The sequence below is a fragment of the Sphingomonas sp. LM7 genome (genome assembly GCF_002002925.1).
GTDB lineage: Bacteria > Pseudomonadota > Alphaproteobacteria > Sphingomonadales > Sphingomonadaceae > Sphingomonas.
The window spans coordinates 2,069,687-2,084,445 of sequence record NZ_CP019511.1; the positions used below are offsets into that span (position 1 = coordinate 2,069,687).

Annotated in this window: 10 protein-coding genes; 1 reads left to right on the top strand and 9 read right to left on the bottom strand. The window is 65.1% G+C overall.

Going from position 1 to position 14,759, the window contains the following annotated elements; all coding sequences use genetic code 11:
• Positions 1 to 107 precede the first annotated feature (107 nt).
• The gene (locus BXU08_RS09245; RefSeq protein ID WP_077509797.1) at positions 108 to 1,532 is read left to right on the top strand and encodes an aldehyde dehydrogenase family protein; all 1,425 of its coding nucleotides are present in this window, start codon (positions 108 to 110) and stop codon (positions 1,530 to 1,532) included.
• Positions 1,533 to 1,804: 272 nt separating this feature from the next.
• On the opposite strand, the gene BXU08_RS09250 is transcribed toward BXU08_RS09245, so the two are convergent.
• From BXU08_RS09250 to BXU08_RS09290, 9 genes are all read right to left on the bottom strand, one after another.
• Positions 1,805 to 2,326: a hypothetical protein gene (locus BXU08_RS09250; protein WP_150125480.1), complete on the bottom strand. Its 522-nt coding sequence runs from the start codon at positions 2,324 to 2,326 to the stop codon at positions 1,805 to 1,807.
• 446 nt (positions 2,327 to 2,772) lie between these two features.
• On the bottom strand, positions 2,773 to 4,356 hold the full coding sequence (locus BXU08_RS09255) for a glycoside hydrolase family 28 protein (protein ID WP_077509799.1): 1,584 nt from the start codon (positions 4,354 to 4,356) through the stop codon (positions 2,773 to 2,775).
• A gap of 73 nt (positions 4,357 to 4,429) precedes the next feature.
• The gene (locus BXU08_RS09260; RefSeq protein WP_077509800.1) at positions 4,430 to 7,516 is read right to left on the bottom strand and encodes a TonB-dependent siderophore receptor; all 3,087 of its coding nucleotides are present in this window, start codon (positions 7,514 to 7,516) and stop codon (positions 4,430 to 4,432) included.
• A gap of 213 nt (positions 7,517 to 7,729) precedes the next feature.
• Positions 7,730 to 8,491: a PP2C family serine/threonine-protein phosphatase gene (locus BXU08_RS09265; protein ID WP_077509801.1), complete on the bottom strand. Its 762-nt coding sequence runs from the start codon at positions 8,489 to 8,491 to the stop codon at positions 7,730 to 7,732.
• Positions 8,488 to 9,474, bottom strand: coding sequence for a type VI secretion system-associated FHA domain protein (locus tag BXU08_RS09270; RefSeq protein WP_253190324.1), 987 nt, complete (start codon positions 9,472 to 9,474; stop codon positions 8,488 to 8,490). The genes BXU08_RS09265 and BXU08_RS09270 overlap by 4 nt, the downstream gene beginning before the upstream one ends.
• 7 nt (positions 9,475 to 9,481) lie before the next feature.
• Positions 9,482 to 11,149 carry a serine/threonine-protein kinase gene (locus BXU08_RS09275; RefSeq protein WP_077509803.1) on the bottom strand — a complete coding sequence of 556 codons (1,668 nt, stop codon included), beginning with the start codon at positions 11,147 to 11,149 and terminating at the stop codon, positions 9,482 to 9,484.
• Positions 11,150 to 11,199: 50 nt separating this feature from the next.
• The gene (locus BXU08_RS09280; protein WP_077509804.1) at positions 11,200 to 11,925 is read right to left on the bottom strand and encodes a LysM domain-containing protein; all 726 of its coding nucleotides are present in this window, start codon (positions 11,923 to 11,925) and stop codon (positions 11,200 to 11,202) included.
• Positions 11,922 to 13,544, bottom strand: coding sequence for a bifunctional diguanylate cyclase/phosphodiesterase (locus tag BXU08_RS09285; protein ID WP_171982476.1), 1,623 nt, complete (start codon positions 13,542 to 13,544; stop codon positions 11,922 to 11,924). The genes BXU08_RS09280 and BXU08_RS09285 overlap by 4 nt, the downstream gene beginning before the upstream one ends.
• Positions 13,545 to 13,597: 53 nt before the next feature.
• On the bottom strand, positions 13,598 to 14,686 hold the full coding sequence (locus BXU08_RS09290; RefSeq protein ID WP_171982477.1) for a glycoside hydrolase family 105 protein: 1,089 nt from the start codon (positions 14,684 to 14,686) through the stop codon (positions 13,598 to 13,600).
• Positions 14,687 to 14,759: the final 73 nt, after the last annotated feature.

Genomic DNA, 14,759 nt, shown 5'->3' on the forward strand with positions numbered 1-14,759 from the left:
CCGGGCGTTTTGCTTTGTCCGCCCGGCGCGACAAGGTTGCAGCTTGCAACCGTCCCCGCGGCCCGCCATCTAGACGCCATACCGGAAGTTCGAATCGGAGAGGCGGGATGCGCAGCTACATCAAGCAGTATATCGACGGCGTCTGGGTAGAGAGCGACGGCGGCACCCGCCACGAAGTGATCAATCCCGCCACCGAAGCCGCCATCACCGAGATCACGCTGGGCTCCGCTGCCGATGTCGACAAGGCAGTCGCCGCAGCCAAACGCGCCTTCGAAAGCTTCTCGCGCACCAGCGTCGAAGAACGCATCGCGCTGATCGAGCGCATCCTCGAAGCGTACAAGGCGCGCGCCGGCGACATGGCCGAGGCGATCAGCCTCGAAATGGGCGCGCCGCTCAGCCTCGCGAGGACCGCGCAGGTCGGCTCGGGCATCGGCCACCTGATGTCCGCCGCACGCGCGCTCCAGGAATTCCAGTTCGAGGAGCAGATCGGCAAGAGCCTGGTCGTCCATGAAGCGATCGGCGTGGTCGCGATGATCACCCCGTGGAACTGGCCGCTCAACCAGATCGTCTCGAAGGTCGCCCCCGCCCTCGCCGCCGGCTGCACGATGATCCTCAAGCCCTCCGAGGAAGCGCCGAGCTGCGCCGCGATCTTCGCGGAAGTGATGGACGCCGCCGGCGTACCCGCCGGCGTGTTCAACCTCGTCAATGGCGACGGCCCCGGCGTCGGCACCGCACTGTCGACGCATCGCGACGTCGATATGGTCAGCTTCACCGGCTCGACGCGCGCCGGCATCCTCGTTGCCAAGAATGCCGCCGACACGGTCAAGCGTGTCCACCAGGAACTGGGCGGCAAGTCGCCTTCGGTCGTCCTTGAGAGCGCCGACATCGCCAAGGCGGTCCCCGGCACACTGTTCAGTGTACTGATGAACTCCGGTCAGAGCTGCATCGCCCCTGCCCGCCTGCTCGTGCCACGGCATTTGCAGGAACAGGTCGCAGCGCTCGCCGCGCAGATGATGCAGGCCACTCAGACCGGCGACCCCGCGCAGGAAGGCCGCCATATCGGCCCGGTGGTCAACAAGACCCAATGGGACAAGATCCAGGGCCTGATCGCCAAGGGGCTCGAAGAGGGCGCCAAGCTGGAAACCGGCGGCCCCGGCCGTCCCGACGGCGTGGAGACCGGCTATTTCGTCAAGCCGACGCTCTTCTCCAACGTCCGCAACGACATGACGATCGCGCGCGAGGAGATCTTCGGACCCGTCGTCACGATCATCCCGTACGAGGACGAGGAAGACGCGATCCGCATCGCCAACGACACCGATTACGGCCTGTCGGCAGTCCTGTTCGGCGACGCGGAATCGGTGAAACGCGTCGCGCCGCGGCTTCGCGCGGGCATGATCTACGTCAATGGCGGCCAGCCCGATCCCAACCTCCCCTTCGGTGGCTACAAGCAATCCGGCAACGGCCGCGAGCACGGCAAGTTCGGCCTCGCCGAGTTCCTCGAGGTAAAGTCGGTGATCGGAGTGTTCGCCTAGTTCACCAAGGCATAGCCGAACTACCGCTATCGCCCCAATTGCGGACGTTCCATCAAGGGCGGCCTGCGCCCCAAAGTCGGTCGTTCAGCATTCTGCGCTCCTGCCCCGAAGCTGAGGTTCGACCGGAGAACGGGCCAACGGCCGCTATAGCTCTCGTTGCCGCCATCGCCATGTAGAGCAAAAATGGCTCCCAACCTCAAACGTACCGGACCCATTTTGAAATGGTGTGCTTATAGCAATCGGTTAGGGAAAATTACTCAGTCGCCTGACCTTCACGGATCGCGTGCGATCAACTGTGCTTCACGGCGAGATGTGATCGGCACATGAGCTTCTCCGGATTTCTTACAGTGCTGCTCAAGTCGCCCAAAGATTAATCCGATTTCCGAGTCGCTAAATGCGTCTGCTCCGCGACGATCGAATCCCAAAAGCAAATATTGCCAGTCGCAAACACTTCTTCCAAATAGAGCTCCAAAAAGCCTATTGTTCAGCATCCCGCTCGAAATGGCGGAGTCCACCTCCGCGAAGAAGTGTTCAACGCTTCCTATGGCCTCTTCGGCATCCGGGTCTTCTAAAAGAGGCGCGAAGCGGGGAGCCTCCCCGACCGGCCCCGCCTCCTTAGCATCCTTGATCAAGTTATAGGCCCTCACGCGATAGGCCCGGTACTCTTTGGATATCCAGACTTTCCAAATGTCTATCGTCGTAGCAGATCGCTGCGAACGCGTTGTCTGAAACATCACCCATAGCGACACCGCAACCGCCAGTCCCGCGAACACCGCTGATACGACCTCAGGCATTACGACCTCCGATTTTGCGGTCAGTATCATACGAGTACCATTGATTCGTCCATCGGTTTTTCCTAAGGAAAGGAACCTCTAGACTATTGATAAACAACTGTTTTGAGGAACTGCGCTCGGCTCCTGAGAGCCGCGAGTCGCTAGCGGACCAGCAAATACCATTTAAGGCCGCGGCCGGCCCACCATATGGCGCCTGCTTGCAATGTAGGATTTCGGCTGCTTTGCTCGACCCGCCAGCCTTTGGCAGACCGCTCTTTGAAACCGTCTAGTTGATCTCGTCCCAGCGCAACAATATTACCACGCCACGCAAGACAATTGCCGATTCACCGTGAAAAACGTAAAATTGGGCGGCGCGAATCCAACATTTCGAGCACTTCGGCTCACTGTCGTCGCACCCGCTCGATGCGCCTCTACGGTCAGCCGCGAACGGCTGAAGCAAGTTCGGTCTAGAACCTTCCCGACACGGGCCCGTCGATCACCCGATCCTTGAGCCAGCGATTTCCCGCGGTGCGGAAGTTGACGACCTTGTCCAACGAGAAGGCCGCCCCCTTGGGTACCCGGACGCCAGTGAAATCGGCATCCTCGACATCCTCCAGCCTGAAGGCCGGGCGCGGATCCGGCGCCGCGACTGCGATCTCGACATCGCGCATCGAGACGCGGCGCGCGTGGCGGATGAAGAAGCCGCTCGCCGGCAAGTCCCCGAACATCGTCGCCTCGGGATAGCCAAGCTCGGCCTCGGGCGGGCGTAGCGCCGCCATTGCGGTGGGTGCGCCACCGACATGGTGAAGATGGATATTGGCGAAATGCACATCCTCGATCGGGTGATCGGCCAGCCCCGCGATCACCGAGGGCAGCAGGTTCGCGCCCGAGCTGACCACATTCTGGATCGAGATGCGCCGCATCGTCCCGATCGGCCGCCCTGCCGGCCCGCGCATCCTCTTGCCGAGCCGCAGGAAGAACGGCGCATTGACGATCCCGCGCATCGTCAGGTTCGATACCGTGACGTCCTCGACCATGCCGCCGTCCACCGTCTGGAACGCCAGCCCGCGGCTGTCCTCGAAGATGCAGTTCGTGATCGTGATGTTACGGAAGCCGCCATTGGTCTCGGTGCCGAACTTGATCCGGCCATGGATGTCCTTGGCGAACTCGGCCGGCATCTTCTTCCACGTGCCCGCAAGCACCGATCCGACCTGGTAGTTGCCGGTGACGAGGCAGTTCGAGATCGTGACGTTCTCGGTGACCCGCGGCATGCCGAGCGCATAGCTGCTCTTCGGACAGATCGCGTCGTCCCACGGCGAATTGACCGTACAGTTCGAGACGCGGACGTTCCTGCAGCAATCGATGTCGAAGCCGTCGCGGTTGGTATCGACCAGCACATTGTCGATGGTCAGATTGTCCACGCCGGTCGCGAGCAGCGCGAACCAGCCGCCCTCCAGGATCTTGAAGTCGCTCAGCGTGACGTTGCGGCAATTCTTGAGCGCGATCGCCTTGTTGCCGGTGCCGGGGCCGTTGGGATCCTTGAGCCAGGCGTCCTTGCCGTCGCCCCGGCCGAGCCCCTTGCCCCATATCAGCCCCTGGCCGGTGATCGCGATATCGTGGAGCCCCTCGCCCCAGATCAGGCTGTTGCGCCAATGGCTGTGACCGAAATCCTGGAAGCTCGAGATCGCCGGATCCATCGGCTCGGCAAGGTCATAGCCGCCGCGGCCGTCCTGTGGCGCCGCCGCCCCGAGGATCGTCGCGCCATTGTCGAGGTGGAGCGTGACCCTGCTCTTCAGCCGGATCGTGTAGCAGGCATACGTGCCCGCGGGGAACCACACCGTCCCGCCGCCGCGCGCTGCGGCATGGTCGATCGCCTTGTTGACCGCCGGCGTGTCGATCGCATGGCCGTCGCCTTTGGCTCCAAAATCGCGGACATCGATCCAGCCCCGCGCCCGATCCGCCAAGGTCAAGGCCCGCACTGGAGTACCGCCCAGCAGCGCAACCGCGCCGATCGTGCCGCCGAGAAGCATTCTACGCCGGTCGAGGATCATAACGTTGCTCCGGAACGCGAGCTTGGCGGGCGGGGCGCGATTGCGCTCCAGCCCGCCGCGCCCCCTTTAGGCCTTAGAACTTGAACGTCGCGCCGAGGAAGAACTCACTTCCCAGCACGTCATAGGTCGCCGACCAGGTATTGGCGTTCGGCCCCTGGGTCGTGACCGGCGGCAAGTGCCCGGTGACGTTGTTGACCCCGCCGAACACTTCGACCTTGTCGTTGACCGACAAGTCGAACGAAACGTCGAAGTAATTCTGCGCCGCCAGCGTCGGATAGGCGATGCTCGACAGCGCGGGTGCCGAGGTCGAACCCTGGCGCGTCGGGACGATGTAACGGTCGGTGGTGACCTTGCCGATATAGCGATGGCGCAGGCTCAGGCTGAACGCATCGTCCATATTCCAGGTCACGCGGCTGATCCCGCGCCAATTGGGCAGCGGCTGGCCGCAGGTCGGCCCGAACGATCCGGCGCAGTAATTCTTGATGTTGGGGAATGCCTCGACCGGGGTCGAGGTGAATTCGTAGAGATAGGTGACGTTGGTTCCCAGATCGAACGAGCCGATGCGGCCGGCTTCGAGATGGTAGCGCGCGGCGAAATCGATCCCCGAGGTCTTGAGCGCCCCGGTGTTGGCGTTGCGGATCTGCGCGACATAGGGGTCGTTGATCTCGCCGGTGGTCGGGCTGCGGTTGATCGCCTGGCAGAACTCGCTGTTGGCGTCTTGGAGGACGTTGTAGCAGAGGTTGAGCGTGTTCTGCAGGCCGCCGCCCAGTGCCGCGATCGCGCCGTTCAGCGTGATGTTGAAATAGTCGACGCTGATATAGAGCCGCGGTGCGAAGCGCGGCGTGAACACCACGCCGAGCGTATAGGTGTCGGACTTCTCCGCGCCGAGGTTCGGATTGCCGCCGAAATCGGCCGGGAAGATCGTGTTGGGCTGGACGCCGGCACCGAACACCTGGCCTGCGGGAACCCCGGTGGCGATGCAGACCGCGCGGACCGCGGCGGTCTGCTGCGCGGCCGGAGCCCGGCTCGAACACGGATCGGTGGCGACGCCGGTCACCCGGGTGGTGCCGCCGAACAGCTCGCCGACGTTCGGCGCGCGGATCGCCCGCTGATACTGGCCGCGGAAGGCGAGGTCGGGGCTGACCTTCCAGTCGACTCCGCCCAGATAGGTCCACACCCCGCCGACGCCGTCGAGGCTGTAATCGGAGTAGCGGAACGCACCGTTGGCGACGAGGCTGTCGATGAGTGGCGTGTCGTGGATCAGTGGCACGCGGACTTCGCCGAACCCTTCCTTGACCGTGACGCCGCCCTTGGTCGGCAGGCCGGGATTGAAGCCGGCGACGTCGCCCGAGGAGAGATAGGCGTCGGGACTGAAGGTCGCGCTGGTCTTGCGCCACTCGCCGCCGACCGAGAAGCCGAGCGGCCCGGCTGGAAGCTTGAACAGCTCGCCGGTCACGCTGCCCTGGGCAACCTGCTGGGTGGCGAGCGTGCGGTTGGTCGCGCTGATCGCGATCGCGCTGGTACACGCAGTCGAGACGTTCTGGCCGAAGATGTTGCACACCGGCGCGGCGCCGCCCGCCGAGAGCAGCGACGTCTGGAGGCGGCTGCGCGAGAGCGCGTTCTGGAGCAGCAACGTGTTCTCGCTGCGTGAGTGGGTGTAGTACAGGTCGAACTTGAGGTTGCTCAGCACATCCTCGGAAACGCTGCCGAGATCGCCGCGAATGCCCCACGCGCCGCGATAGACGTCGCGGGTCTCGGTCGCCTTGCGCGGCCCGACTTCGACATAGCGCCGGCCAGCGGTGACGACCGCCAGCCCGTCGCCTGCCACCGTCGTACGCGACGCGGTGCCGCTCGCGACCGTGATCGTGCCGGTCTCGGCAAGATCGAGCTGGCGGAACACTTCGCGAAGCTGCGGGCTGAGATAGGGATTGCTGACGTTGAACAGCGTCGGCGACCCGACATTGGTCGGTGCCAGCCGCGCCGCGACTTTGTTGCGCGAGTAATGGAGCTCCATATAGGCGGTGATGCCGTCGGTCAGGTCGTAGTGGCTGACGCTGTTGACCATCCAGCGCTCCTGCGGCTGGATCAGGTAATTGTCTGGACCAAGGTTGAAGTCATCCTGCGGCGTGATCGAAGGCCGCGCGGCGGTCCCGGCGCTGTCGAAGGTGAAACCGCGCGAGCCGAGCCCGCCCAGCCCCGCCGCGGCATAGGCCGCGTTGAGCGCAGCATTAGCCCCGCCCGCAGCCGGGATTCCCGAGAAGCGGCCATTGGGGATGTCGCCCGAACCGCCAGCAAGGAAGCCAAGCTCGCCGCCAGCGCTGGTGCAGGTCTGCCCACCCGGCACCGCGAAGGGCGTGCCGCTGGTGTCACGGTTGCCCGAGCCGGGTACGGTGCAGCCGTCCGACAGCGATTCGAACGCAAAGTCGCCGCGCTCGCCGCGAGTGATGCTGTTGCGCATCAGGTAATTGGCCGAGACGACGAAATTGCCGCGGCCATCGGCAAAGTTGGCGCCGGCGGTGAGATCGACATTATAGACCGGCGTTCCGGTCGGATAGTCGACGTTCAACTGGAAGCGGGTCTCGAGCCCCTCGAAATCGTCGCGGGTGATGAAGTTGACCACGCCGGTGATCGCGTCCGAGCCGTAGACCGCCGACGAGCCGCCAGTGACGATCTCGGTCCGCTCGATCAGCGTCGAGGGGATAGTATTGAGATCGACGACCTGCTCGGGGCCATAGATCGCAAAGCGGCGGCCATTGACCAGCACGAGGTTGCGCGTCGCGCCGAAGCCGCGAAGGTTCACATCGGCAAAGCCGCCCGGCACGGTGTTCGATGTCGCGCTGCCCAGCTGCGATCCAATCGCCTGGGGCAGCTGCGCGAGCGTCTTCTCGATGTTGAGGTTGCCCGAGAGCTTGATGTCCTCGGCACCGATGACATTGACCGGGGTGGAGGCATCGAAGCCGTTGCGGGCGATGCGCGAGCCCGTGACGAGGATCCCGGCGTCGTCCTGCACTTCGGCAGCCGGTTCGGGCTGGGCTTCCTGAGTCGTTACGGTGCTCGGCTGGGACGCAGCCTGCGCCAGAACCGGAATGGCCTGCAACAGTCCTGCCGCGGCGAATGCCGCTCCGCAAAGCAGACGCGAACGCGTATAGTGATTGCTCATCAGAACTCCCCTCCAGCGCCGCCCGTTCAGGCGGCCATCCGACACCGGACGCGAGTTATCCCGCTTGATCCATGCGCCGCTTCGCGCTGCCATTTATGGTAGCGCTATCATAATTAAGCATGGTCGTATCACATGCTGGTATCACAGCCTACTAATTGATATCAGGAAGTCAACGGCACAATCGCGGAAATCCGCGGATTACCCCGGGACTGCTCAGGAGCGCAGCGCTTCGCCGCCGGCGATGAGCACGAAACTAATGTTATCGCTACCGTCTTTCTCGAGTGCGTTTGCAAGGATCTGGTCCCCGGCCTGCTGATCTAGAACGACGAAATTCGTCGGGATAGCGTTGTCTAACGATCGGCTCAGCCCATCCGAGCACAGCATCAGCAACGCCCCTTGCTCGACGGGAAACGCCAGGGTTTCAAGCTCCACCGAGTCCTCGACGCCAAGTGCGCGGGTGATCACATGCCCCTGCGGATGGCGCGCTGCCTGCTCGCGATCGATCAAGCCCTGGTCGATCAGTTGCTGAACGAGGCTATGGTCGCTGGTGACCTGTTCCCAATGACCATGCCGTGCGCGATAGGCGCGGCTGTCCCCCGCCCAGAAGATTTGCGCCGCGCCATCGGCGATATGCAGCACCACGATCGTCGAACCAATGACGCCGCCGGCAGTCTCGCCGCGCGCGAGGATCTCGCCATTGGCGCGCTTGAGCGCGGCAAGGATCGCCTCTCGTGTGATCGGCGCCGGCGCATCCGCCAGCCCACGCAGCGCGGAGATGGCGAGATCGGCGGCAATGTCGCCGCCCCGATGCCCGCCCATCCCGTCCGCTACTGCCCAGAGCGAACGGTCGGGCCGGTCGAGCACACGGTCCTCATTGACCTTGCGAACGCGCCCGACATGGCTCCGCGATACCGAATGAAAGGCGCTGGAGGCTTCATCGGGAACGGAGACGGACTTCGCCAGGGCAGCGCTCATTTGCCTTGCTCGGCAGCGGCATAGGCCTGGACGAAGGCGCGGTCGAGCGTGCCCTCCTCGCCTTCGAGCTGCCGAGTGAGATCGGCATGCCGCGTCTCGATTTCCTGTGTTTGCAGTGCATGCTTGCTCTTGAGGAGCGAACTGTTCTTCGTGACGGCGGCGTCGATGTCCTTCGGGTCGAAGGTCGCTACCGACCGATGAAGCGACGCCTGCAGCCCGGCAAAGGTCGCGATCAGATGGCGTTTGACGTCCTGAAGCGAACTGCTGATCGCCGCGGGGCCCGACAGGAAGCCGCCGACGCCCGAAAGCAGCAAGTCGATCGCCAGCCGCTGGGTCGGTGCCCATTTGAAGGGATTGTTTCCGGTGCCGCCGATCGTCGTGCGACTGAGATTGTAGCGCCCGCGCGCGCGATCGCGCTCGACCATCAGGTCGGCGATGCCGAGCACCATCTGGCGATAGACTGCGCCGGCGCGTTCCATCACCTCGACCGGCTCCTCGCTCGAAAGCAGCGACGCATCGAGTCCGGCCCCGCGGCAGAAAGCCTCGAGCAGCGATTCGCCGCCCGATGCCGCGATTGGTTGGGCATCGGCCCAGTCGGTCGGGATCGCAGTCGATGCGCCGAGTGGCGGCGTCAGCACCATCGTGCGCGAAGTATCGGTGGGCTCGTCATCGAGCGGCGCCCGCGTCGCGGCGATGCGGAAGCGCCCCATTCGTAACGTGAAGGGCACGCCCACGGGCACGTCGACCAGATCGGAAAGCCGATCGCCAGTATCGTCATTGAAGACGCCATTGGTGCCGATCGGGCGGATGATCAGTCCGTCGGCTGATACCGCGACTTCGCAATGCTCCCGCGAGAGCGCACGATCGGGATCGGCGATCGGCCAGTCGCATTTGGTGTCGCGCCCGATGCTGATCGCGCCGTCGCGCAGCAGCCGCGCGTCGATCGGCTGGACCGAATCATCGATGTCGAAGAGCTGGAGCATGTACATGCTATGCGGCCCGCTTAGGTGCGAGCTGGATGCACGTGGCGTCTAGCGCAGGCTCGTCTGCAAAAGCGGTGCCGTGAAGCTTCGGCTCGGTGTCCGCCGCCAGGCGATTGAACCCGTCGAACAACGCGCCGATCTCGTCGCGGCGGCGATGCGAGATGCGCAGCGCAAATCCCTGTTCGCGTGCCTGGTCGAAGCTCTGCTGGAGCCGGCGCAGCGGCCGCACCACCATCGCGCCGCTCATATAGCCGATCACCAGCACCACGAGCATGATGATCGAGGCGAGCACGATCAGCAGCGTTCGCGCATTTGCCATCGCCGCATCCAGCGAAGTACGCGGCAACAGGATATCGACCGAGCCGAAATCAGCGCCGGCATAGCGGATCGGCCGGACGAAGCGCAGCGCGCCGTCCTTCCCATCCGCGGCGTTGGTCACGGCGTCGCTCAACTGTTCCTCGCCGGCGGGTCGCGCATAGCTCTGTCCGACGCGGCGGCCGTCGCTCGCTGCCCGGATTGTGCCGCCGGCGTCGATAACGACGATCCCGCGCACGCCGCCATCCTGGCTGGCAGCCGTGACAAACGCCTGGAGCGGCGCCCAGTCCTGTTCCTCAGGCGAAAGCCCGGCATTGTCGGCGAGCAGGACCGCTGCATTCTTGGTCACGAAGGTTGCGATCGTCTCGCCCGAAGTGACGGCCATATGTTCGAGCGCGCGCTGCTGGCGGGTCAGGATCGCCGAGATGCTGAGCAGCAGCGCGACAAGCGTGATGCTCACCAGCGCCAGGGGCAGCTTGACGCGAATCGAAAGCCCGCGGCGAGTCACCCCGTCCTCCGCGGTCAGCGCCACGGTTTCCCGCTGCAGCGCCTGGAGCAGGTGCGTGCCGTCGGCGAAGCGCTGGTCGGGCTTCTTGGCGAGCAGCTTGTCGATGATCTGGCGCAGTCCCGGCGGGCAATCGGCTGCCGAACGCTCGATCGGCGTAACCTTTTCCTGCGCGATCTGCAGCGCGAGCGTGGCAAGGCCGGTGGCGTCGAACGCCGTTTTGCCGGTGACCATCTCGTAGAGGACTGCGCCAAGCGAAAACAGGTCGGAGCGCGGATCGACCGGCAGGCCCAGCGCCTGTTCCGGGCTCATATAGCGCGGCGTGCCGATCATCTGGCCCGCTTGGGTGCGCGCCATCTGGCGATCGGCGATACCACCGTCACTCTCGCCGATGCGCGCCACGCCGAAATCGAGCAGCTTGGCGGTCTTGCCGTCGGACGACAGCAGGATGTTGGAAGGCTTGACGTCGCGGTGGACGATGCCCTGGGCATGCGCATAGGCCAGCGCGTCGCTCAGCTGCGCGCCGAGCGCGAGCACGCGTTCGAACGGCATGCGGCCCTGGGCCTGGAGCACCATGTCGAGCGGCCGCCCCTCGACCAGCTCCATCGCGATATAGGGAACGCCATCGGCCTCGCCGACATCATAAATCGTCGCGATATTGGGATGATTAAGCGCACCGGCAGCCCGCGCTTCGCGCAGGAATCGCGCGCCCAGCTCGGGGTCGCGGCGATAGTCGGGCTTTAGCGCCTTGATCGCGACGACGCGCCCGATATCCGGATCGTGCGCACGAAACACATCGGCCATCGCGCCTTCGCCGATCCGCGCTTCGATTCTGTAACGGCCCAGCCTGTCCATCCCAGCAGCTTAGCGGCGGGAACTTAAGGATTTATTGTGCGCGAAACGCCCTATTGCCGGGCGCGTACGGTCGCTGCGATCCGCTGTGCCCGCTGGAGATCGCGCAGGATCACTGCGTTGCCCGGATCGAGCGCATGCGCGCGCTGAAGCAGCCCCACTGCCTGCGACACCGCGCCGCGATTGAGCGCCGCCAGACCCGCCGAACGCGCGCGCTGCGCTGCAGCCGGATTGGCTGCCGGCTTGGCGGGCACAGGTGCCGGCGTCGGCGCCGCCGGTTTGGGACGCGCAGTGCTCGGCGCCGGCCGCACCGGGGGACGCTCTGCCGGCTGGGGCTTGGGCCGCGGCGGCGTGCCCGGAATCCGCAGGACCTGGCCTGCCGCTAGCGCCGAAGGATTGACGAGGTCGTTGTAGCGCGCGAGCTGATACGCCTTGAGGCGATTGCCGAGCAGCCGTTCTGCAAGCTCCTCGATCGTCTCGCCCGCTCGGACCGTATAGGGGTAGTTGACCGGCCCCAGCTGCTCCTTGGGGTCGCCGGAGATCGAATCGCGGAGCAGTAGCAGCTTGGGGTTCATCGGCTCGCGCTTGAGCAAGGGCTTGAGCCGCTTTTCGGCGCTCTTGCGATCGCCCTGCATCAGCAACGCCTGGACCGCATCGACTTCGCTCCCGGGCAGCGGCGCCTGGACTGCGGCGGGCTGCGGCGGCGCCCCCTTCGAACAGGCGGCAAGCGCAGTCGCGCTGGCGAGGACGGCAAGGCGCAGGAACGATCGGTGATTCATCGGGCAAGCCTTTGGGAAAGCGTCGTCTGGACCTGCCGCGCATCGAGCACCAGACGATCGCGAAGCGGGGCGAGGTTGCGGACGAAGGACTGGAATTCGGCACCACCGAGCGGCGGCGAGAAATAATACCCCTGGAACTCGGAACAGCCATGGCGGCGGAGCCACAGATATTCCTCCTGCCGCTCAACGCCTTCGGCCAGCACCCGGATCCCCAACCCACGTGCCAAGGCGATAATGCTCTGGCAGATCGCCTGGCTATCGCGGCGCTGCTCGACCTCGGTGACGAATTGTCGATCGATCTTGATCTTGTCGAAAGCTAGCGCGCGGAGCGCCGAGAGGCTCGAGAAGCCGGTGCCGAAATCGTCGATCGCGATGTGGATGCCCAGCGCGTGCAGCGCTTCGAACAGCCGCTCGGCGCGGCCCACGTCCGCCGCGGCGGCGCTTTCGGTCAGCTCGATCTCGAGCAGACTGGCGCGCAGCGAATGGCGCTCGAGCGTGCGCTTGATTAAGGTATGGATATCGGGGCGATCGAGCTGATGCGCCGAGACGTTGACTGCCACGGTGAGCGGCCCCTGCCCCAGCCGGTGCCAGCTCCGCGCCTCGCGGCAGGCGGCGTTTAGCACCCAGAGCCCGACTTCCTCGATCATTCCAGCCGCTTCTAGTACCGGGATGAAGAGCGTCGGCGACACCATGCCGCGCGTCGGATGGAGCCAGCGCAGCAATGCCTCGGCGCCGATCACTCGTCCGCTCGCGGCGTCGACCTGCGGCTGGTAGCGAAGCTCGAACTCGCCATTATGCAGCGCTCCGCGCAGATCCTGCTCCAGCACATAGCGATCGCGCTCGGCCGCCGCCGAAGTCTCGTCGATCCGCAGAACCTGCAGTGGCGCCTCGGCACCGGCGGCGCATGCCGCAAGGACGCGCGACAGTGTCGCGGGCGCGGCCTCCTCAGCTGCCGACCAGGTGGCGTGGTGCACGCGCACCTCGGGCACCAGTTCGCGACCATCCTCGTTCATCACGTCGCTCAGCGCATAGCTGATCGCGACGAGTTGCCGCTCGACTTCGTCCGCTTCCAGGCCGGGGCCGAACCACAAGGCGAAATGCGAACGATCGACATGCGCGACCATCCGCTCCTCGCCGACCATCCGCATGATCCGCGCGGCAAACTGCTTGAGCGCGCGATCGGCAAGCCCGGGATCGAATGCGCAGAGCCGATCGAAATCGCTGAGCGCAACCAGCCCGAGCGTCCCCTCCCCGTCGCGCTGCATGCACGCCAGTAACGGCTCGCGCGTCGGGAGTCCGGTAAGGGCATGGCGCTGCTCGACTCGGTCGTCGGTGCTGCGGACCCGATCCTCGATACGATCGATGGCGTGCTGCAGCGTCTCCCACGAGGATGCGCGCGGCTCGACCTTGGCGAGCCCGGCCAGCTGCGCGGCGAGTCCGGCGAATCGGCGGCGCATCAGCAGCAGCGTGCCAAGGGATGCCGCGGCCAGCGTCCCCACTGCGACAACGGGGTACCCCGCCACCGCGGCCGCAAGGATTGCGGTGCCCGCCAGCAGCAACCCGCTGGCGTGCAAAAATCGGCTCGAACCGCGTCCGTTGGGCAAATAAGCGCGCCGCATGAGCAGCTTGCTACTGCGCCGACTCATACGAAGCGGTTAAAGCATCCGCACCTTCAGCGCTTGTTCTGCGCCACCAGCTCGGCGGCAAACCATAGCAAGGCGGCCTGGCCATGCAGGTCGCCAGTCGCGCGAGGGCGATTGAGGTAATGCTCCAATTTGTCGGCCTTGTTGGTTCCGACGCATACTTCGGCGACCTGTCCGTCGGGCCGGACATAGGCGGGCAGCGCCGCCCAGGCGCGTTTATAGGCACCGGCATAGGCCGGGTCGGCCAAGATACCGAGCCGCACGCCGCGCGCCATTGCGAAGCCAAACATCGCGGTTCCCGAAGTCTCTTTCCAGCTCTCGGGATGGTCGATCAGCTGGTGCCACATCCCGTCCTTTGCCTGATTGGCGAGGAGCGCGGCCATCATCTTTCGATACCCCGCCTCGATCGCCGCGCGCTCGGGATGCTCGGAAGGCAGATCGGTGAGAATCTCGGCAAAGCCCGCTGCGACCCAGCCATTGCCGCGCCCCCAATAGAAATGCGCCGCGTCGCCGTGGAAGAACAGTCCATTGGGCTGCTGGAGCCGCTCGACATAGCGCCGCCCCATCAGCGCCGCGCGATCGAGATATTTGGCATCCTTCGATACGCGATATGCCTGGAGTTGAAGCGTGCCGATCATCCAGACATCGTCGATCCAGTAGCGCGCCTGCGTCGACAATCCGTCGCTGCCCAGCACCGCCCATTGATTGTCGGCGAGCGCCAGTCCGCGACGCAGCGCATCGGCATCCCCGGTCTGCCGCGCGATCTCCAGCGGCCACACACCATAGACGCTGACATCAACGTGGCTGGCCGAATTCTCGATGCCCTTGGCCACCGTCTCGCGGGCGATCACGCGTGCAAGCAACGCCCTGTCGCCTGTCGCTTCGGCAAGCCGGGCGGCGCCATAGCCCGACGCGGCATCGGCATAGTGGACGCCGCGTGCCTGCGGGATCCTGAGCGGGACGATGTCAGGCCGGTCGAGATAGGCTTTCGCGACCATTCCCCCGACCTTGGCGGGCGATTGTGCCGGCGCCACAGTGTCAGCACGGTCCGGCCCTGCGGATGCGGCGCTTGCCCCGAGTGCGAACAAGCCGGCGGCGAGCGCAGCGTTCCGAATCATGACATTCCCTCCCATTTTTCGAAATGCTACCGCGCAGCGAAGTCAGCGCAAGCGACTTCCTCCGGCAACATCG